This is a genomic window from Vibrio sp. AIC-3, from assembly GCF_013114515.1.
Classification (GTDB): Bacteria; Pseudomonadota; Gammaproteobacteria; order Enterobacterales; family Vibrionaceae; genus Vibrio; species Vibrio crassostreae_C.
This window is the reverse complement of sequence record NZ_VTXG01000008.1, coordinates 18,910-43,041: the sequence shown is the minus strand read 5'-3', so window position 1 is coordinate 43,041 and position 24,132 is coordinate 18,910. Positions and strand designations below refer to the sequence as shown.

At 47.2% G+C, this 24,132-nt stretch carries 3 protein-coding genes; 2 read left to right on the top strand and 1 reads right to left on the bottom strand.

The features are described 5' to 3' along the window. Window positions 1-56: 56 nt before the first annotated feature. A complete protein-coding gene (locus F0229_RS07885) occupies window positions 57-22,229 on the bottom strand; it encodes a tandem-95 repeat protein (protein WP_171732582.1) in 22,173 nt (7,390 codons plus the stop codon). Between the two features lie 190 nt (window positions 22,230-22,419). Between F0229_RS07885 and F0229_RS07880 the strand changes: the two genes are divergently transcribed. Both F0229_RS07880 and F0229_RS07875 read left to right on the top strand, forming a co-directional pair. Beyond that, window positions 22,420-22,770: a hypothetical protein gene (locus tag F0229_RS07880; RefSeq protein WP_171732581.1), complete on the top strand. Its 351-nt coding sequence runs from the start codon at window positions 22,420-22,422 to the stop codon at window positions 22,768-22,770. 12 nt (window positions 22,771-22,782) lie between these two features. Beyond that, window positions 22,783-24,132: an HlyD family type I secretion periplasmic adaptor subunit gene (locus F0229_RS07875; RefSeq protein WP_017060459.1), complete on the top strand. Its 1,350-nt coding sequence runs from the start codon at window positions 22,783-22,785 to the stop codon at window positions 24,130-24,132.

Here is a 24,132-nt window from a genome sequence, read left to right as displayed (position 1 = left end):
ATCTCCTTGTTGGTTTAGACTAAATGTCGGTTCAGATTAAAACCAAGCCCTCTCGATTAAATTGAGCTTTGGTCGAAGTCGTTGCCTTGATCAGTTCCAGTTTGAGAATCTGAATCGAAGCTTCCAGAGTCGTCCGTGAAGTCAACACCTTGGTCTTGGCCTCCCGCACTTGTCCAGTCGCTGCCACCAGATTCCATACCCGCCATGTCTGGTTGCTGCTCTTGCGTAGAGCCTTGCATGGTGTATTGATCATCGACCTCAACTTCAACAGAACCGCTAGCACCGTCTATTGAGCTACCCAATTCGTCGTAACCTTGGAATTGGATCTCGCTAGTACCTTCATAACCTTCTGGAAGTTCAACGGATAAAGGCTGCTCTAGGTTGCCACTGATTGTGAAGCTACCATCACCGTTATCCAGTGCGTTGCTCACAGTAGCTCCCTCAGGTAAGCCAGACATATCAGCGTAATCAACCGATTCGTTACCACTCACCTCATCTGGAATCGAGATAGAGATGGTATCACCCGGTGCCGCGGTTACATCTGCTGTACTATCTTCAGTTTCAGCATCTTGAGCTTGGTCATCAGCTTGTTGAGCCACTTCCACTTGTTGCTCTTCTGTTGCTTGAGCAGCTTGGACTTGTGGTTCATCACTTTGTACTGAATCATCTTCAACTTGGATACTTAAGCTGTGGCTTGATACTTCACCGCCGTCGTTAACTTCAACATTCATCGCTAAATTGCCATCGAAGTCTTCGTTCGGCCAGTAAGTCCACTCACCTTCTCCTGATTCGGCAAAGAAGCCAGCATCGTTCGCGTCTGCAACATCAACAACTTGTGCAGAATCACTCACGCCCAATTCATCCACCAGCTGTGCATCAGTGATAGTTAGTGAACCATCATCAGCTAAGGCATAACCTTCGCTCGCCGCAGCTTCATCTCCGCCTTGGATATCCACATTGAAGAAGCTTTCGATACGATTTTCGCCATCGGTCGCTATAAACCCAATTTGAACATCACCGGTGTAGTCTTCAGCTGGTGTGAATTGATAGTTACCTTGGTTATCGCTCTCAATTACGCCCTGACCTTCCATCAAGCTCACAGACTCAATGCTCAAGCTATCGCCTTCTGCATCGCTCAGATTCGCTAACATGTCTTCATCAGTGAACGACAAGGTTGCATCCGCTGCGATTTCCGTCGTCGTGATACTGTTAACTTCTGGTGCCGCATTCTCTTGCGAGTCGCCTTCTTTCACGACTACGCCAGTTTGCTCATCATGAAGCACACCATCTTTATCAACCACGTAAGCTATATCTGCTTCGCCCGTGAAGCCTGGTGCTGGTGTGAACGTCCAAGTGCCATCGCCATTATCGACAATCTCACCTTGGCTGCGGTCGGCAAGATGAACCAGTTTCACTTCATCATCGCTGTCGGCATCCACATTCTCAGCCAAACCGATTAGGTCGTCCGCCGTTAGGATGATGGAATCACCCGCTACGGTTTCGAAATCACCAGAATCGATGCCATCTTCAAACGCTTCCGGCTCATCTCCGTAATCAACCGTTGTTGCGCTTACGGTTACGAAGAACTCACCATGGAAGTCTTCAGGAGGCGTCATTTGAATGTTTGAGATATCCCAATCGAACAGGTCGATGTATTGACCCAGCTCGGTGATCATCACGGTATTCACACCATCTGTTACCTCGAATCCAACAGGGAAACCTGTCATCACTAGGTTACTTAGTGTTTCTGAATCATCGACTAGGCCAACATTCAGTCCTAAGTGACCGGTTTCATCCTCACCGAACACCAATGGACCGTCATGGTCAGTTGAAATAACCGCGCCATCTGCGACAGGACGTACGTACACAGGAACATCGAGAACGGTTTCAAACTCACCGTCACTCACGACAACTTGTAGGTCAGAAACACCCGCAAAGTCGCCTGTTGGTGTGAATGTCCAAGTACCATCACCGTTGTCTGTTACTTCTCCGCCATCTTCACCGTCTGCGGTGATAATGCGAGAAACAACAAGGTCAGCGGTATCGATGTCACCGAACAAGTTCATCAAGTCGCCAGCATCGAAGGTGAACGCGCCATCTTCGTTGGTGGTCATCATTGCGTTGCCGACGTTAAACGGTGCGTCGTTAACAGGAATGACATCCACATTCAGCGAGCCATCAACCACTTCTTCGCCGTCAGTCGCTTGATAACCCAGTTCTACCAAGCCATTGAAGTCTTGCGTAGTCACTAAGTGATACATGCCGTCTGGTTGCTGAGTTAAGGTCGCGTTCGCTGGAGCTCGAACTGTGATGCTCTCAATGCTGATCTCATCGCCATCAAGGTCTGTCACTTGATCCGCGATGTAAGCTGGGTCAATCACCATGACCACATCTTCTTCGCCTTGCATCTCAATCATTGGTGCTTCAGGTGCATCATTCACTGGCGTGACATCGATGTTGCCGTCGACTGAAATTGTCTCTTGGCCATCGCTAACGTTAAACGTCATTGGCACATCGCCATTGAAGTTTTCGTTTGGCGTAAATGACCAAGTACCATCTTCGTTGTCTAGCAACTCACCCAAGCTAGAGTCGATTTGTAGACCAGAAGCTGACAGCTCATCTGCGGTGTTATCGATGTCGGTAGCTTGAGCTAACAACATGTCTTGTGTGATAAGGATGGTGCTGTCTTCGGCTGTGGTTAGTTTCACATCCTCAGACTCTGGTCCATCGTTCACAGCCAGAACTTCGATACCTGCCGTTGTTGTTGCAGTTGCACCGTCATCATCGGTCACGACCACATCTAGGCTGATATCACCGTTAAAGTTCTCGTTTGGCGTGAAGGTCACAGACCCGTTATCGTTTTGAACCAAGGTGCCGTCAGAGCCTGAGTAAGTCACGCTTTCAAGCGACACTTCACCATCAACGTCAGAGCTATTAGCAATCAACTGCTCAGGGCTAATAGTAATCGTGCCATCTTCGTTCATTTGGTAAGACGTAGAACCCGCTACCGGCGCATCATTAACATCCGTTACCGTTACATCAATATTGGCATCGACGGTCTCAGTGCCATCAGACACTGTGAAGCCAAGGTTTACATCGCCATTAAAGTTCTCGTTTGGAGCAAAGCTGTAAGTGCCATCACCGTTGTCAGTGAACACGCCCTCTGCGCCCGTGTAAGACACGTCAGCGATAGACAGGTCATCGCCGTCAATGTCTGCAGCACCTGCTAGTAGGTCTGCATCCGTGAAGATTAGCGTTCCATCTTCCTCAACAGTAAAGTTTTGGTCTTCTGCTGTTGGTAGGTCATTGACTGGGTTAACCGTTAGGTCGACGCCAGCTTGAACAGTTTCAAGGCCATCTGACACATCGAAGCTTAGGTCTATGTCGCCGTTGAAGTCAGCTTCCGGAGTGATAGTAAATGAACCATCATCGTTCGCTGTTACGGTCGCATTGTCACCTGCAGATAGGTTGCTTGCGGTCAGTGCATCACCATCAACATCGGATGCGTTAGCCAGCAACTGCTCTTGAGATAGCGTAATTGAACCATCTTCATCAACCGAGTAAGCCACGTTTCCGGCCACTGGTGCGTCGTTAACTGCAATGACTTCAATACCAGCGGTAGTCTGAGCCGTCGCACCGTCGTCATCAATAACCGTCACATCAAGGTTGATGTCGCCGTTAAAGTTTTCGTTTGGTGCGAACGTTACCGAACCATCTTCATTTTGAACCAAGATACCGTCTGCACCTGAGTAGCTCACGCTATCAAGCGACACCTCACCGTCCACATCGGAGCTATTAGCAATCAACTGCTCAGGGCTCAATGTGATGGTGCCATCTTCGTTCATTTGGTAAGACATTGCGCCTGCCACTGGTGCATCGTTAACGTCTGTTACCGTTACGTCGATGTTTGCGTCAACCGTCTCTGTACCATCAGATACTGAGAAGTCCAGACTTACGTCACCATTGAAGTTCTCGTTTGGTGCAAAGGTGTAAGTGCCATCGCCATTGTCGGTGAACACACCCTCTGCGCCAGTGTAAGACACGTCGGCAACTGAAAGTTCATCACCATCAATATCAGAGGCACCCGCTAGCAGTTGATCGTCTGTAAAGGTAAGTGAACCATCTTCTTCAATGGTGTAAGCGACATCTTGTACAACCGCGATGTCATTTACTGGATTCACAGTAAGGTCGGCCGTTGCCACAACCGTTTCAGTACCATCAGAAAGGTCGAAGCTTAGATCAATGTCGCCATTAAAGTCGGCATCCGGTGTGATAGTAAATGAACCATCATCGTTTGCCGTAACGGTAGCGTTATCACCTACGGTTAGGTTCGCCGCGGTAAGATCATCGCCGTCCACATCCGATGCTTGAGCAAGTAGCTGCTCTTGGCTTAACGTGATTGAACCATCTTCATCCACTGAATAAGCCAAGTCACCTGACACTGGCGCGTCGTTGACTGCGATAACATCTATACCCGCAGTGGTTTCAGCCGTTGCACCCTCTTCATCAGCAACGGTTACATCTAGGCTGACATTGCCGTTGAAGTTTTCATTTGGTGCGAAGCTGTAAGTACCATCACCATTGTCAGTAAAGATACCGTCTGCGCCTGAGTAGGAAACGTCGCTAACGGATACATCACCTTCAATGTCTGAGCTATTCGCAAGAAGCTGTGCTTCAGAGATGGTAATCACGTTATCTTCGTCAACGCTGTAGGTCGTTGAACCTGCAACCGGCAAGTCATTAACAGCAATGACGTCGATACCTGCGGTTGTTTCAGCGGTTGCGCCATCTTCATCCATAACAGATACATCAAGACTGATGTCACCGTTAAAGTTTTCGTTTGGAGCAAAGGTGTAAGTACCATCACCATTATCAGTGAATACACCATCAGTGCCGCTGTAGCTTACATCGCTGACAAACACTTCCCCTTCAACATCCGAGCTGTTCGCCAGAAGTTGTGCATCGCTTAGGGTAATACTGCCGTCTTCTTCAACGCTGTAAGAGGTTGTGCCTGCTACTGGTACGTCATTGATTGGAACCACTTGAACATCAATGTTCGCCGATACAACATCAGTACCATCACTCACATCGTAAGTTAGGTCGACGCTGCCATTGAAATTCTCGTTTGGCGCGAAGGTATAAGTGCCATCGCCATTATCCGTGAACACACCGTCGGTGCCTTCGTAATTAACCGACTCGACAGAAAGGTCATCGCCATCAATATCCGTTGCACCAGCCAATAGCTGTTCATCGGTAAAGGTCAGCGAGCCATCTTCATTAATGGTGTAGTCGTGGTCGTAAATAACCGAAAGGTCGTTAACTGCTGTTACAGTAACGTCTAGTTCCGCAGGCGTAACCCCGCCGTTGCCATCGTCCACGTTGTAACTAATCGAGAATTCACCATTGAAGTTCTCTTCCGGTGTAATGGTGTAAGTACCATCACCATTGTCAGTGATAAGAGCGTTCTCAATGGAAACATCTCCAACACTTGGTTCGTTACCACCCGTTTCACCAGAATCATCACCTTCCTCGCCGGTTAGCAATTCAGAGATATCAATGCCGTTTTCATTCGCGAGTGCTTCTTCTGCTGTTGGCAAGTCGAATGCATTTTGAGTGCCTACATCTTGGCTTGGAACAATAACGCCGTTCACGATATCGAATACATGCCAGTGGTCACCCGATGGGCTTTCAGATAAATCAGGGCTAAAGGTTTCAACCAATGTATCGCCTACAAACACCTGAACTTGTACATCTTCAACACCATCTACATCCCAACTTCTGCTGGTGTAGTTGTGTACTGAATAGTGCATGTCCGCATCTTGGTAGTTTGGAATGGTGATGGTTTCAGGGCCGCCACCATTTGTGTCATCTACATCTTGTTGAACAACGTTACCTTCACCAAGATCATGGCTCATGTCGCGATAGTAAATATGGTCTAGCTCACTGCCATTCTCTGTATCGTAGAGCCATAGGTGGTTGTCCATATCACGTGGGCTGTCACCCCATGTGACCACGATACGCATATCTGTTTCTTCAAGTACTTCGGATATAGCGGTTACGCCACCGTTGGTATCTTCGCCTGCTGGAACTAGGAAGCTGCTAGTAATAGAGCCTTCTTGTTCAATCGTAACGGTACCTTGGTCAACAACAGGACCGCTCACAGAGTAGTTGCCGGATTGATCCGTCTCCGCCGTGTAAGAATGACCTGCGTTGTCGGTTAGCGTAACATCCGCACCTGCGATTGGATTACCAGTTTCCGCATCCAACACAGTACCGGTAACGGTCGTTTCATCGCCTTGCTCTCCAATAATTGCGGTCATGTCATCGTCTTCGATGTCAGTCGCGAATTGTAGGAGCTCTTCTTGAGTAATGGTGTATGAACCGTCTTCTTCAATGGTTATCGCCACATCAGCAGAAACAATTGGCGCGTCGTTAACTGGGTCAACGGTCAAGCCTAAGTTAGCGGCAATTGGTGTGTCGCCATCGCTGATGCTGTAGGCAACATCGATGTAGCCATTGAAGTTTTCGCTTGGAGTGATTGAAAACGTGCCATCGCCATTGTCGACAATCGTTGCATCGTCACCGACCAAGGTTAAGTCGGAAGCGACAAGGTCGTCGCCCTCAATATCAGCGGCATTAGCAAGTAACTGCTCCTGCGTGATAGTGATGACATTATCTTCATCAACGTTCGCATAAACATCAGATGTCGTTGGCAAGTCGTTGACTGGGTTTACCGTCAGATCGGCGTTCGCCACAATTGACTCAGTACCGTCCGAAATATCAAAGCTTAGGTCGATATCGCCATTGAAGTTCGCATCTGGCGTTACCGTAAAGGTGCCATCGCCATTATCAACAACAGTTGCATTATCGCCTGCGCTTAGGTTGCTTGCGGTCAGGTCATCGCCATCCACATCAGAGGCTTGAGATAGTAACTGCTCTTGAGTCAGAGTAATCGAACCATCTTCATCAATGCTGTATGCCAAGTCTCCCGATACTGGTGGATCGTTACTTGGAAGAACATCAATACTTGCGCTGGTGGCTACTGTCGCACCGTCTTCATCAGTCACCACTACATCGAGGCTAACATCGCCATCGAAGTTTGCATTAGGTGCAAAGCTGAATGTGCCGTTACCGTTGTCAGTAAAGATACCGTCAGCGCCTGTGTAGTTCACGCTATCAATCGCCACTTCACCTTCAATATCAGAAGAGTTCGCCAACAGTTGCTCTGCACTGATGGTGATAACTTCATCTTCGTTTACTGAGTAACTGGTTGAGCCTGCGATTGGCGGATCGTTCACCTCAAGTACAGTGATTCCCGCTGTGGTCGCTTCTGTTGCCCCTTCTTCATCGGTAACAACAACCGCTAAGCTCACATCACCATTGAAGTTCTCGTTTGGCGAGAAAGTATAAGTGCCGTCACCGTTGTCTTCGAACACACCGTCACTGCCAGTGTAAGACACGCTATCAATCGCAACCTCACCTTCAATATCTGAAGAGTTGGCTAATAACTGTTCATTACTGATCGTGATTGAGTTGTCTTCATGCACAGTGTAAGACGTGCTGCCTGCCACTGGTGGATCGTTCTCAGGCGTCACGCTCACATCAATGTTGGCTTGAACCGTATCCGTGCCATCTGACACATCAAAGCTGAAGTTCACATCACCATTGAAGTTCTCGTTTGGCGCAAAGCTGTAGCTTCCGTCACCATTGTCGGTAAGCACACCATCAGCACCCGTATATGTCACACCTTCGACTGTTAGGTTATCACCTTCAACATCCGTTGCACCCGTTAACAGGTCAGCGTCAGTGAAGTTAAGAACCCCATCTTCACCAATAGTGAATGCTTGGTCTTGTGGCTCTGGCGCATCATTGACAGGTGTTACCGTCAAGTCTAGGCCAGCCGCGACCATGTCTTCCCCATCGGTTACATCGTAACTAAATTCGATATTACCGTTGAAGTTTTCACTCGGTGTAATGGTGAAGCTGCCATCGTCGTTCATTTGAACGGTCGCATTTTCATCATTGGTAGTTAGGTTGATTGCTGATAAATCATCACCATCAATGTCAACAGCGTGCTCTAGCAACTGCTCTTGAGTTAGCGTGATGCTGTTGTCTTCGGCTGTCACAGCACTGATGTCACCATCAACTTCTGGAGCATCATTCGCTGGCGAGATATGAATCGTCACATCTTGTGTTGCCGTTGCGGTGGTGCCCGTATCAACATCAGTCGACGTCGCATTCACGGTTAGAACCACATCCCCATTGAAGTCACCTGAAGGGATAAACTCTAGCCCTTCTAGCTCACCAGGTTGCAATGACCAAGTGCCATCACCGTTATCAGTACCTGCAGAAAGCGAGCTGCCTTCCGGCACATCTTCAATCAAAATAGCAAGGTTTTCTGAACCATCGGTATCGGTTAGAGCGGCATCAATATCGAGTGGTACAGGTGTATCTTCGGTACCAATGATTTGGTAATCCGCGTCAGACACTGTGATTTCGATGTTGTCGATACCAAACGACTCATCACTCACACCTTGGTTCAAGGTTGAACCGAAGCCTAACTCAAGTTGGCCGTCTTCAACGGGTACCGTTAGGTTGATTTGGTGCGCTTGGTCGTTCCAACCACTGAAGCCTTCACCTTGCGACACGCCGTGAACAACTTCACCCACTTCATTGCCCGCTGAATCGTACAATGTTGTAGTGCCATCTTGAGTTTGGAACGCCGAGTTGTCTAACGAAGTTAGCTCTTCGCCGCCGACAAAGATTTGGAATGACTCACCATCCCAAGAATCAATTTCGTAGAAACTGAACGAGATATTAACTTCGCTCACATCACTTGGAATGTCGTAAGTTTTGCTGACTGCTTCATCGCCACCAGTGCCACCAATACGACCTAGCATGTCACCTGATTCGAAGCCTTGTGAGCTTTCAGTACCGGTATTCCAACCGTTTGAGCCAGACTCGAAGTTGTCTGACGCAATCACTAGGTCAGACGCAATCGACAGCTCTGGCATATCAACCACAGATTGAACATCAATCGTCGCTTCTGCTGGTACTGTCGCGGTACCGTCATTCACGTCGAACGTCACATTTACATTGCCGTCGAAGTTTTCATTCGGTGCGAATGTGTAAGTACCGTCGCCGTTATCAACCAAAGTACCGCTATCTGAAGCCACATTTTCAACCGATAGGTTATCGCCATCAATGTCGCCCGCATTTTGCAGCAGTTGCTCTTCTGTGAAGGTAAAGCTGGTGTCTTCTTGAGTCACAAATTGTGGCTCACCGACTGTTGGCAAGTCATTAACTGGGTTAACCGTTAGGTCAGCTGTTGCTTGAAGCGTCGCATCACCATCGGTAATGTCGAAGTTCAAATCAATGTCGCCATTGAAGTTCGCATCTGGCGTGATAGTGAAACTACCATCATCGTTTGCAGTAACTGTCGCATCACCACCAACGGTCAGGTTAGCCGCTGTTAAGTCATCGCCGTCAACATCGCTCGCTTGAGCAAGTAATTGCTCTTGGCTCAAGGTAATTGAACCATCTTCGTCCACGCTGTACGCCAAGTCGCCCGATACCGGAGCATCGTTAACAGGCAGAACATCAATGCTTGCGTTGGTCGCTACGGTTGCGCCGTCTTCATCAGTAACGACAACATCAAGGCTTACATCGCCATCGAAGTTTGCGTTCGGTGCAAAGCTGAATGTGCCGTTACCGTTGTCAGTAAAGATACCGTCAGCGCCTGTGTAGTTCACGCTATCAATCGCCACTTCACCTTCAATATCAGAAGCGTTCGCCAACAGTTGCTCTGCACTGATGGTGATAACTTCATCTTCGTTGACTGAGTAACTGGTTGAGCCTGCGATTGGCGGATCGTTCACCTCTAGTACGGTGATTCCCGCGGTGGTCGCTTCTGTTGCTCCTTCTTCATCGGTAACAACAACCGCTAAACTCACATCACCATTGAAGTTCTCGTTTGGAGAGAAGGTGTAAGTGCCGTCACCGTTGTCTTCGAACACACCGTCACTGCCAGTGTAAGTCACACTATCAATCGCAACCTCACCTTCAACATCTGAAGAGTTGGCTAATAGCTGTTCGTTACTGATCGTGATTGAGTTGTCTTCATGCACAGTGTAAGACGTGCTACCTGCAACCGGTGGATCGTTCTCTGGTGTCACGCTGACATCAATGTTGGCTTGAACTGTATCCGTGCCATCTGACACATCAAAACTGAAGTTCACATCACCATTGAAGTTCTCGTTTGGCGCAAAGCTGTAGCTTCCATCGCCATTATCAGTAAGAACACCATCCGCACCTGTGTAAGTAACGCCTTCAACCGACAGGTCATCCCCATCAATGTCAGTCGCACCTGTCAGCAAGTCTTCATCAGTGAAGTTCAAGATGCCGTCTTCGCCGATGCTGAACGTTTGATCTTGTGGTTGTGGAAGGTCATTGACTGGGTTAACGGTTAGGTCAGCCGTCGCAACCAGCGTATCTGTACCATCGCTAATGTCGAACGTTAGGTCAATGTCACCATTGAAGTTCGCATCTGGCGTAACGGTAAAGCTGCCGTCATCGTTAGCAACAACCGTCGCGTCTCCATCAACAATCAAGTTAGAAGCAGTAAGGTCGTCGCCATCTACATCACTCGCTTGCGAAAGAAGTTGCTCTTGGCTCAAGGTAATCGAACCGTCTTCCTCAACACTGTATGCAAGGTCGCCTGATACTGGTACGTCGTTGATTGGTAATACATCAACCGTAATAAACGTATCAACTTGAGCGCCGTCTTCATCTTGAATGGTCACATCCAACTGCACTTGGCCGTTGAAGTTTTCATTCGGAGCGAAGCTACATGTACCGTCACCATTGATTGAGAAGATACCGTCTGGGCCATCGTAGTTGATCTCAACAAGCTCAACATCACCTTCAATATCAGAAGCGTTCAACAGAACTTGAGACTCATTGAAAGTCAGTACTGAATCTTCATCGATGGTGTATGACGTTGGGCCAGCAACTGGCGGATCGTTCACCTCAAGGACTGTAATACCCGCCGTTGTTGCTTCAGTCGCGCCATCTTCATCCGTCACGACAACATCTAGGCTAACTTCGCCATTGAAGTTCTCGTTTGGAGAGAAGGTATATGTGCCGTCACCGTTGATTTCCAGAACACCGTCGCTACCACTGTAAGTCACGTTATCAATTGCGACTTCGCCTTCGATATCCGAAGAGTTCGCTAGCAATTGTTCGTTACTGATCGTAATAGAGTTGTCTTCATGAACCGTGTAAGACGTGCTACCCGCAACCGGAGGATCATTCTCTGGCGTCACGCTCACATCAATGTTAGCGGTTACCGTATCGGTTCCATCTGATACATTGAACGAGAAGTTCACATCGCCATTGAAGTTTTCATTCGGCGCGAAACTGTAGGTGCCATCGCCATTATCGGTTAGGACACCATCTGCGCCAGTGTAAGTTACACCTTCAACACTTAGGTCGTCCCCTTCAATGTCCGTTGCACCTGTTAATAGGTCTTGGTCATTGAACGTTAACACGCCATCTTCGCCGACTGTGAATGCGTGGTCTTGTGCTTCTGGACCGTCATTTACTGGTGAAACTGTTAACTCAAGGTTGGTAGAGACAACATCATCACCATCAGACACATCAAACGTAAAGCTCACATCGCCATTGAAATCAGCATCTGGCGTTAATGTGTACGTACCATCACCGTTATCGGTAATCGTAACGCTCTCATCATCGGTTGCTAAATTCAGAGCCGTCAACTGATCGCCATCTAAATCACGCGCATTAGCCAATAAGTCTTCTTGCGTAATGATGATTGAACCATCTTCTTCAACCGTTGCAGAAACCGGAAGTGCTTCAGGTGCGTGCTCAATGTGCGCGCCTGTCGCGTTAATGTAGATGGTTTGAGATACCGCTTCAGAATCATCATTCGATAACTCTGTCGCAGTTGCGGTTACATGAACTTCAAGCTGCTCATTGAAGTCTTCTGGTAACTGGATTTGTAACGCATTTTCGATAGCCGTTGTTGGTAAGTTCACCGTACCATCAGGGCCAACCGTTACTTCACCGCTGTAGATTTGGCTGTTCACTTCACCGACATCGATTGTGAAGTTGAAGTCAGAATAGTCAGCATCACCGCCGCCATACAAATCTTCAAATCCGTAAACCAGCTCGCCGTCTTCATTAACCGTAGTACGAGTATGTTCGATACCATCTTGGTTTAGCTGAGAGCTTGAACCACCATGGAAGATCGCGTCACCATTTTGGCCTTGAATCACTGTCTCGGTTCCATCAGCAGCCACAAAGACAAGTTGAGGATCAACCGTATCCATGTTCGCAGGCGAACCATCCTCAGCACGGAACTCGTACTGACCGTCTTGCATCGCATCAAAGTCGTTGTGCTGATGTCCGTTTGGAATTAAGAACAGGTTAAAGCTTTCGCCTTCCTCGACTTGGAAGCTGAATTGATCTTGCCCTGGAACAAGGTCGCCGCCACCACCAACTTGTGATGCGTTTTCGTAAACAACTTCAACACCTGTGATGTTGCCGTCTTCGTCTACTTTGTAATAACCCGCAGCGTTTTGGTAGCCAGCCGTCTCACCTTCAAACGTTACTGTGATTTCAGTGTCGTTGTAACTGGTGATACCGTTCTCTTGGTCATTCAGAACGCCTTCGTTATCGTATTGAATAACCGAACCTTCTGGCACACCATCTACTGTAACAGTGAGTGTTTCAGACAAGTCTTGGTCGACAAGTGCCGCAGCAATGTTCAGTTCAACAATACCGCCTGGCTCAACCAAAATCGCCTGGTCGTCGACGTTCACACCATCACCATCCGTGATAACTAAGTCAGGCGCATCAGCAACTGCTTCAATGTGAACATTAATGTCTTGTTCAACTTCATCCGTACCGTCTGTCACAGTAAAGCTGAACTGCAGATCACCACTGAAGTGCTCTTCAGGAACGAAGCTGAACGTGCCATCGCCGTTGTCGGTTACTGTGCCTTCATCACCAGAGTAATTGATGCTGGTAACGCTTAGGTCGTCGCCATCAATATCAATTGCAGCACTCAATAGATCTTCTTGAGTGAACAGGATGCTGCCATCCTCTTCGATGTGGTACATTCCTGGAGCAACAATTGGAATGTCATTCACCGGATTAACGGTCAATGTCATATCATTAGACGTGCTCAGCTCACCGTCGCTCACCTCATAAGTGAATGCAATATCGCCATTGAAGTTCTCTGAAGGTGTCACTGTGTACGTGCCATCACCATTGTCTACAATGCTGACATTTGGATCGTTAGTTTCAAGCGCGCTTGCAAACAACTCATCGCCATCTTGGTCGCTCGCGTTCTCCAACAACATTTCTTGTGTAACGAGGATTGAACCATCTTCGTCGACATCTGCCACCATTGGCGTCGCTTCTGGCGCATCGTTGACGAACTCAACTTTTAGGTCGATGTTTGCGGCAACCACATTAGTGCCATCGCTCACATCAAACGCTAAGTCAACGTTACCGAAGAAGCCCTGCTCTGGTGTTAATGTGTATGTTCCATCGCCATTGTCTGTGACTTCTACCGTGTCGCTTGCACTCGTCACATTCACAACTGACAGTTCGTCGCCTTCAATGTCTGTCGCTTGTGCTAATAGTTCAGCTTCGGTAATGGTAATCGCTTGACCGTCTTCCGTAGTGAAAGACATGTCAGGCACGTCTGGAGCATCGTTGATAGGGTTTACGGTTAGGTTGAGGTCAGCCGCAACAGTTTCGATCGCGTCAGTGACATCATAAGTAAACTCAATCTCACCAAAGAAATCTGCACTTGGTGTAATAGTGAAGCTACCGTCTGGGTTTTCTACAACAACCGCATTTGGATCGTTGGTCGCTAAGTTAACGGCTTCAAGGTTGTCGCCATCGACATCCGTCGCATTCGCTAACAGATCCTCTTGAGTGATAGTGATTGAACCATCTTCATCAACAGCGGCTTCAATTGGACCACCAACCTCTGGGCCTTCATTGACAATTTCAACGTCAACTCTTGCTGTACTTGGTGCGCTTGCTTGGCCATCACTGATATCGAAAGTCAGATTCACTTCACCGTAGAAGTCTTCTGCAGGTTCGAAGGTAAAGGTATTATCACCGTTATCCGTTAACGTACCTTGCGTTTGGTCTGCAAGTAATAGGTTTTCGACATGAAGAATGTCGCCATCAACATCGGTAGCACCAGACAATAGGTCTTTCGCTTCGATGATCATGGAGCCGTTTTCAAGCATTTGGGTGTGCAATGGTTCACCCGGAACCGGCACATCATTGACTGGTACGACCGTTAGGTCTAGATGCGTTGCAACTTCATCAGTTCCATCAAACACCTTGTAGTCGATGTCGATTTCACCATTGAAGTTTTCATTCGGCATGAAGGTAAACGTACCATCGCCGTTATCAACTAGCTCACCGTTATCACCACCGTAAGTGATGTCAGAAATAGACAGCGTATCGCCTTCCACATCTGTGGTGTTCGCTAGCAAGTCATCTGCACTGAACGTGATACCTTCATCTTCATCTGTCGATAGAACAATCGGGCCAGAAACGATTGGCGCATCATTTACTGATTCGAAATTGATATTGATGATATTGCTGTCTGTCAGCTCACCATCGGTAACTTGGTAACCAAGTTCGATTTCACCATGGAAGTTTTCATCCGGTGTTACCGTCCAAGTGCCATCACCATTATCGGTGAGTGTTGCATGCTCTGAGTTTTCACCCACTAGCTCTAGATTTTCAATATCAAGGTCGTCGCCATCAATATCAGATGCTTGCGCCAGTAGTTGCTCTTCGGTAATCACAACCGAAGCAAACTGGGCAGAACCATCGGTATCGACAGTAATATTCGGAAGATCAGCCGTTAACTCGATTTCGTTGTCACCCGCATGGATATTCAACTCAACCGTTTCAGTAATCTCTGAGCCATCTACACCAATCGATGTAAACACCGCTTCATCATGACAAGTTTGTGACACTGTCATGTTTTGAACGACGTAAGTACCATTGCCTTGCACGGTACCGAGCTCAAAGTAGGACACTGGTTGATCAACCGTTAGCGTGTAATCTGTCTCGAAAGTACCACGGTCTTCTTTGTGGTAAGTCATCGAGTCAATTAGGTCGCCATCCTCATTGAACGCTTTGATTTCTACTTCTGTAAAGTGACGAGACTCTTCCATGAACCAGCCACCCAAACCATCTAGGTGGAAACTGATTTCATTGATGTCTTGACCTTCAACTGAAACCGTCAGTTTCTCATCACCACTTAAGCCTTGGCGGTCAGTATCACCGATACCATGACCAATGTGGGTGTTGCCATTCCAGGCACCAAGAGGGTCATCGTTACTTTGAACAGTTACCGTTAAGTCACCATCTGAGAACTCACGCGTATAAGGGTCAACTTCTGTACCCCAATCATCCACACTCGCGTTATCGTCAAACGTACCGATTTGTGTGGTGTGTGTACCTTCAGCAAGAGCATCTTCACTTGGAACAAAGCGCACTTCGGTATCTGCAGGAACTTCTTGTCCTACTTCCAGTACCACCCATTCGTCATTCACATTTGCTTCAATGATGCCGTTTTCTGGCGCTTGGTCTAAACGTAGTGCTGGTTCTTCACGAAGTGTCACACCAACTGTTTGGTCTTCTTGCGCTTGGATGAAGATTTCATCGCCCGCTTCTGGCGCATCGTTGACAGGGTTAACCGTCAAGTCGAGTGTCGTCAGAACTTCATTCTCACCATCACTGATGCTGTATGTGAAGTCCAACTCGCCATTGAAGTTTTCTGTGTGCGTAATAGTGAATGAACCATCGTCATTAGTAACAATTGTCGCATCTGGATCGTTGGTTTGTAGGTTAGATGCCGTTAACTCATCACCTTCAACATCGGTCGCATTAGCGAGTAACTGCTCTTGAGTAATGGTGATTGAATTATCTTCATCGACTTCAGCCTGAATGCCCGAAGTTTCAGGTCCATCATTCACAGCAATAACATCGATGCCAGCGGTTGTGGTTGCGGTTGCACCGTCTTCGTCAACGACAACAACGTCTAGTGAAATATCACCATCGAAGTTTTCATTTGGCGTAAAGGTGTAAGTACCATTGCCATTATCAACAAAAGAGCCGTCATCACCGGAGTACGATACTCCAGACAGTGAAACATCACCTTCTACATCGAAAGAGTTTGCCAATAATTGCTCATCACTGATCGTGATTTGGCCATCTTCTTGAACTGTGTACGATGTTGAGCCCGCTACTGGTGGGTCATTCTCAGGCGTTACGCTGACATCAATAACAGCTGATGTTGAATCAGTACCGTCAGAGACATCGAATGAGAATTGAACATCACCATTGAAGTTCTCGTTTGGAGCAAAGCTATATGTGCCGTCGCCATTATCGCTAAGAACACCATCTGCACCAGTGTAGAGCACGTTTTCAATCGACAGCTCGTCACCATCAACATCCGACGCGCCTACAAGCAGGTCAGCATCGGTGAAGAGTAACGTACCGTCTTCTTCAATCGTGAACTGTTGATCTTGCGCTTGTGGCAAGTCATTAACCGGATTCACGGTAATGTCTAGGCCAACTTGAACTGAACCACCATCGTTATCGATGATATCGAAGTTCAGATCTAGGTCACCGTTGTAATCTGCGTTCGGTGTGATGGTGTAGCTGCCATCATCATTGTGTTGGATGGTCGCATTTTCATCAGTAGATAGGTTGATAGCTTCTAAGTTGTCGCTATCGATATCACCTGCTCTTGCTAGCAATTGCTCTTGGCTTAGCGTGATGGAGCTATCTTCATTGATGGTGTAAGCCAAATCGCCCGATACTGGCGCATCATTGATTGGCAATACATCAACGTTAATGTGTGTTTCAACCGTTGCGCCATCTTCATCTTGAATGGTCACACCCAGTTGAACCTGACCATTGAAGTTTTCGTTGGGTGCAAAGCTGCATGTACCATCACCATTTACAGTGAAGATACCGTCAGAGCCATCGTAGTTAATGCCAACAAGTTCTACATCGCCTTCGATATCCGAAGCATTCACAAGAATCTGAGATTCACTGAACGTCAGAACCGAATCTTCGTCAATGGTGTATGACGTTGGACCCGCAACTGGTGGATCGTTCACTTCAAGAACGGTAATACCTGCTGTGGTTTCATCAATTGCACCTTCTTCATCTGCAACAATCACATCAAGGCTGATATCACCGCTGAAGTTTTCATTAGGAAGGAAGGTATAGCTGCCATCGCCGTTATCTTGGAACACACCATCAGTGCCACTGTAAGTCACAGTATCAACCGACACCGCACCTTCAATATCCGAAGAGTTAGCTAGCAACTGTTCATCAGAAATTGTGATGGCATTGTCTTCATTGACCATGTATGAGGTTGAACCCGCAACTGGCGGATCGTTCTCAGGAGTCACACTCACATCAATGTTAGCGCTAACGGTTTCTGTGCCATCAGACACATCGAAACTGAAGTTCACATCGCCATTGAAGTTTTCATTTGGCGCAAAGGTATAAGTACCATCACCGTGGTCGGTCAGTACGCCATCACCACCTGTATAGCTAATACCTTCAACGGTTAAGTCGTCGCCATCAATATCGGTGGCACCGGTAAGTAAGTCGGCGTCTGTAAATTGAAGCGTACCGTCTTCTGCGATACTGAATTGTTGGTCTTGAGGAACCGGCAAGTCATTAACTGGGTTAACAGTAAGATCGGCGGTTGCTTGAACCGTGTCAGTACCGTCAGTGATGTTGAATTGAATATCAATGTCACCGTTGAAGTTTTCATCTGGCGTAATCGTGAAACTGCCGTCATCGTTAGCTACAACCGTCGCATCACCACCAACTGTTAAGTCACTTGCGGTTAGATCTTCGCCTTCTACATCGGACGCTTGAGACAACAGCTGATCTTGGCTCAGTGTGATTGAACCATCTTCGTTAACGTTGTAAGCCAAATCACCAGACACTGGCGCATCATTGATTGGTAATACGTCAACATTGATGACGGTTTCCACTTCTGCACCATCTTCATCACGAATGGTGACATCAAGCTGAACTTGGCCATTAAAGTTCTCATTTGGAGCGAAGCTGCAAGTGCCGTCACCATTTACTGAGAAGATGCCCTCAGGGCCATCGTAGCTAATACCAACAAGATCAACATCCCCTTCTACATCTGAGGCGTTAAGCAACACTTGAGACTCACTGAAGGTAAGTACTGAGTCTTCATCAATGGTGTAAGACGTAGGGCCTGCAACCGGCGGATCGTTCACTTCAAGAACATTGATGCCCGCGGTCGTTGAGTCGGTCGCACCATCTTCATCAGCAACAACCACATCCAGTGCAATTTCACCGCTGAAGTTCTCATTTGGCGAGAAGGTGTAAGTGCCGTTACCATTGATTTCGAGGACACCGTCGCTACCAGAGTAAGTCACGCTGTCTATCGATACATCACCTTCAATATCTGAAGATGTTGCCAATAGTTGTGCATCAGAAATGGTAATCGAATTATCTTCATTCACCGTGTAGGACGTTGAGCCCGCAACAGGCGGATCGTTCTCAGGAGTCACGCTAACATCAATGTTTGCAGACACGGTATCGGTACCGTCTGACACATCGAAGCTAAAGCTAACATCACCATTGAAGTTTTCGTTTGGAGCAAAGCTATATGATCCCTCACCCAAGTCAGTCAGTACGCCATCAGTGCCTTCATAAGTGATGCCCTCAACCGTCAGGTTATCACCTTCAACGTCTGTCGCGCCTGTAAGCAGATCCGCGTCTGTGAACTGTAAAGTACCGTCTTCTGCAATACTGAACTGTTGATCTTGAGGGACTGGCAGGTCGTTAACTGGGTTAACGGTTAGGTCAGCTGAAGCTTGAACGGTGTTAGTACCATCTGAGATATCGAAGCTAATATCGATATCACCATTGAAGTTCTCATCTGGCGTGATGGTGAAGCTGCCGTCATCATTAGCTACAACCGTCGCATCTCCACCAACCGTAAGGTCGCTAGCCGTAAGGTCATCGCCCTCTACGTCAGATGCTTGTGAGAGCAATTGCTCTTGGCTTAAACGGATAGAACCGTCTTCATCGATTGAGTACGCTAGGTCGCCAGACACTGGCGCATCATCAACCGCTGTTACGCTCACGTCGATGTTTGCTGATACCGTATCGGTTCCGTCAGAGACATCGAAGCCGAAGTTTACGTCACCATTGAAGTTTTCGTTTGGAGCGAATGTGTAAGTACCATTACCGTTATCAGTAAGGATACCGTCGCCACCATCGTAGGTCACACCTTCAACCGTTAGGTTGTCACCTTCAATGTCGGTAGCGCCTGTTAATAGGTCTGCATCAGTAAAGATTAACGTGCCGTCTTCTTCAACGCTGAACTGTTGATCTTGAGGTACTGGCAGGTCATTAACTGGGTTAACGGTCAGGTCTGCTGAAGCTTGAACGGTATTGGTGCCATCTGAGATATCGAAGCTGATATCGATGTCGCCATTGAAGTTGTCTGACACATCGAAGCCGAAGTTTACGTCACCATTGAAGTTTTCATTTGGCGCAAAGGTGTACGTACCGTTGCCATTGTCAGTAAGGATACCGTCGCCACCATTGTAGGTCACACCTTCAACCGTTAGGTTGTCGCCTTCAATGTCCGTTGCACCTGTTAATAGGTCGGCATCGGTGAAGATTAACGTGCCATCTTCTTCAACGCTGAACTGTTGGTCTTGAGGGACTGGCAGGTCATTAACTGGATTAACAGTAAGGTCAGCCGAAGCTTGAACCGTGTTGGTACCATCTGAGATATCGAAGCTGATATCGATGTCACCGTTGTCTGACACATCGAAGCCGAAGTTTACGTCACCATTGAAGTTTTCATTTGGCGCAAAGGTGTACGTACCGTTGCCATTGTCAGTAAGGATACCGTCGCCACCATCGTAGGTCACGCCTTCAACAGTAAGGTTATCACCTTCAATGTCGGTAGCGCCTGTTAACAGGTCGGCATCAGTAAAGATAAGCGTTCCATCTTCTTCAACACTGAACTGTTGATCTTGAGGGACTGGCAGGTCGTTAACTGGGTTAACCGTTAGGTCAGCTGATGCTTGAACCGTATTGGTGCCATCTGAGATATCGAAACTGATATCGATGTCACCATTGAAGTTTTCATCTGGCGTGATGGTGAAGCTGCCGTCATCATTAGCTACAACCGTCGCATCTCCACCAACCGTTAGGCCGCTAGCAGTCAGGTCATCGCCTTCAACATCAGATGCTTGTGATAACAGTTGCTCTTGGCTTAAACGGATAGAACCGTCTTCATCGATTGAGTACGCTAAATCACCAGACACAGGCGCATCATCAACCGCAGTCACACTTACATCGATGTTTGCTGACACCGTATCGGTGCCGTCAGAGACATCGAAGCCGAAGTTTACGTCGCCATTGAAGTTCTCATTTGGCGCAAAGGTGTATGTACCATTACCGTTGTCGGTAAGAATACCGTCACCGCCATCGTAGGTCACACCTTCAACCGTTAGGTTGTCGCCTTCAATATCAGTCGCACCTGTTAATAGGTCAGCATCAGTGAAAATAAGTGTGCCGTCTTCTTCAACGCTGAACTGTTGGTCTTGAGGTACTGGCAGGTCATTAACTGGGTTAACGGTTAGGTCAGCCGATGCTTGAACCGTATTGGTACCATCTGAGATATCGAAGCTAATATCGATGTCGCCATTGAAGTTCTCATCTGGCGTAATCGTGAAGCTGCCGTCATCGTTTTGAGTAACGGTTGCATCACCGCCAACCGTTAGGCCGCTGGCAGTCAGGTCATCGCCTTCCACGTCAGAGGCTTGAGAAAGCAGCTGCTCTTGGCTTAGACGAATCGAACCGTCTTCATCGATTGAATAAGCTAAGTCACCAGACACAGGCGCATCATCAACCGCTGTTACGCTTACGTCGATGTTTGCTGACACCGTATCGGTGCCGTCAGACACATCAAAACCGAAGTTTACGTCGCCATTGAAGTTTTCATTTGGCGCAAAGGTGTACGTGCCGTTGCCATTGTCGGTAAGGATACCGTCGCCACCATCGTAGGTCACACCTTCAACCGTTAGGTTGTCACCTTCAATGTCTGTCGCACCAGAAAGGAGGTCAGCGTCGGTGAATACAAGAGTTCCGTCTTCCTCGATTTCAAACGTTTTATCTTCAGGAACAGGCGCGTCATTAATCGGGCGTACCGTTAAATCAATTGCGCTGCTAATCGTTTCTTGGCCGTCACTGATGTCGAAAGTAAGGTCAAGTTCACCATTAAAATCAGCTGAAGGAACAACGGTGAAAGTACCATCACCATTGTCTTGAACTGTTGCATCATCACCAACTTGAACGTTAGAAGCAACAAGCTCGTCCCCATCTACATCACTTGCGTATTCGAGTAATTGTTCTTGAGTGAATGTTATGGAGCCATCTTCATCCATGATGTAAGCCAGATCTTGTTCAGCTTCTGGCGCATCATTTTCACTTTCCACTTTGATTTTAAACGTTTCGCTTACCGTTTCAGAATCAAAGTCATCCTCTACTTCGCTAATGGTCTCTTCGTCAGAAGCTTGAACATCAACTGCAAACGTCTCTTCTACTGTTTGTGAATCTAGCTCATCACCAACTTGTTGGTCACCCGACTCTGAAGATGTCGCACTCGGCGCTGCTGAAGTACGCGCAGCTTGGCCTTGTTCTTCATTACCTTCAGCGTCTACACCACCTGTCGCAGCCTCTGCGATATCACCACCTACAGCTTGTGCGCCCGCTCCAGCACCGCCACCACTGCCAGCAGCGTTATCCGAGCCAGCTTCAGAAGCGGCTCCACCAACTACATTGGATTGTGCAGCGTCTGAATCTCCATCACTTTCTGGCGTCTCTTCTTGCACAGCCGCACCAGAAGCAGAGGCATCTTCAGCATTACCTGCACCACTCGGATTTTCGTCTAAAGCCTGGTTAACTTCGTCTGCCGCATCCGCATTTTCAGCACCCGTCGCTATTGTCGACGCAATCGTGTTTTGTTGATTTTGTTGATTCTGCTGTTGGGAGGGCGTACCCGCGTCGTTCGTGTCCGTTTGTTCTACCGCGTCATTTAGATCTTCATTTTGGTTGTTTTGGTTATTTTCGCCTGCCATTACAGCCTCCGTTGCTACTAGCTAACTGATCGTATTTATAGAGGCATTAAAGGACATCATTTTGAAAAACCAATTTTTTATACAACATTTTTCATAATTTCTTTTTAAAGAGAAAGAATCAAAAAAAATTTGAAAACTGCCTTTAAAGATCCTTAGTTATTGTGATTAAAGCAATTAAGGGAGTGGAGCGATGATAGACATGACGAATTTGTTGCGCTCGGTCGACAACAACCACAAAGGGCTGCAATTGCTATTAGGCGACTTTTACAATGACTTTTCTGACGCAGCCCTAAATATAGAAGCGCTTCATAAAGGTAATCGTTTTGATGAACTCAACAGTTACTCAAAACGATTGAAGACCATCTTAACGTTGCTTTGCGACCAAGACCTTCCGCCAAAAATGGCCAAATTGGAACACTTGAGTAGACACGAGTTTCCTGCGCCGGAAGATCTAATAGAGGATGTAAAAACTGAATTGAACAACGTCAATCGACAAATCAACCACTTGTTGGATATTAAGGAAGTAATAGATGGCAAGTAACCGAGGTCAGTCATGAGCAATAACCAAATAGAACATCACCTCAGAAAAGCACTTGTTTCCAATAACGAGGCTTCTAAGGTCACAGCTGATGACACTATTGTGCTTGCTAGTGCCATGACCAGCGTTCACAAAACGTTGCTCATTATATTCTTGCTCGCTTTGGTCGCTATCGCCGTGGCGTCACAAGCACGTATTGACATTGTTGTTTCTGTACGTGGAGAACTGCTATTGGAATCGGATGTTGAGAAAGTTCAACATTTAGAAGGCGGGATATTAGAAGAATTGTTAGTCAGAAAAGGGGAAGTCGTTTATGAGGGCCAACCTATCGCTCGAATACGCTCACTTGACCGTAACACTCAACTTGATACCGTCAATACTGAAATTATTCAGATAGAGCTCGATAAGATTCGTTATGAAAGCTTACGCGACATGATAGAGCCTAACTTCGACGCTTTCATTGAGAAATACCCTGAGCAAGTTCAGGTCAACATGAATACCTGGAGACAAGAATTCTCTAAAAACCGTTCAAATGAAGAACTCATTACACACGATATTAAGCACAAGAACTCGTTGATCAGTTCAATGTTAAAGCGTCGCAAAAGTTCAGAGAATCAACTCTCTCTGATACGTAAGCAGCTCAACATCAAAAACACCCTCTATAAAGAAGAGATGGCGTCTTATGTCGACGTTCTTAACATGAAAGTACAAGAGTCGAATATGGTGCGTGAGATTGAGAACCTTGACGAATCTGTGATGAATGAGCGTTTCCAACTCGACAAACTGGAAAAGCAACACCGTGACTTGGTTGAGAATCGAAACTCTGAGTACCAAGCACAAATCATTCAAGCGAACAAAGACCTCAAGCTAAAGCGAATCTTACAACCGCAGCATTCCGACAAGGTTGATCGCCTAGTCGTCTACTCGCCAGTCGATGGTGTGGTCGATAAACTTCACTTCAATTTCCGTTCTGCTGTGATTCCGCCAGGAGAAAGTATCGCCGATATTGCCCCAATAAATAATTCGTTACACGGTGAAGCGAAGATCCCACGTAAAGACATGGGATTTGTCGAAATTGGTCAGGCAGTGAAAGTAAAAATGGATACCTATAACTTTGCAAAATACGGGTTTGTTGAGGGAACCATCGCCTCAATCAGCCGTTCATCATACGAAGAAGAAGACGCTGAATTCTATTTAGCTGAGATTGAAATTGACCGAAACTTTCTTGAACGAGGAGGCACTCAATACAAGTTATCACCTTACATGGAGTTTACCGCTGATGTGAAAACAGGCTCGCGTCGCGTGATCGAATACGCTGCGAAACCGGTGATGTCAGCCATCGAGGATGCTTTCGATGAGAGATAA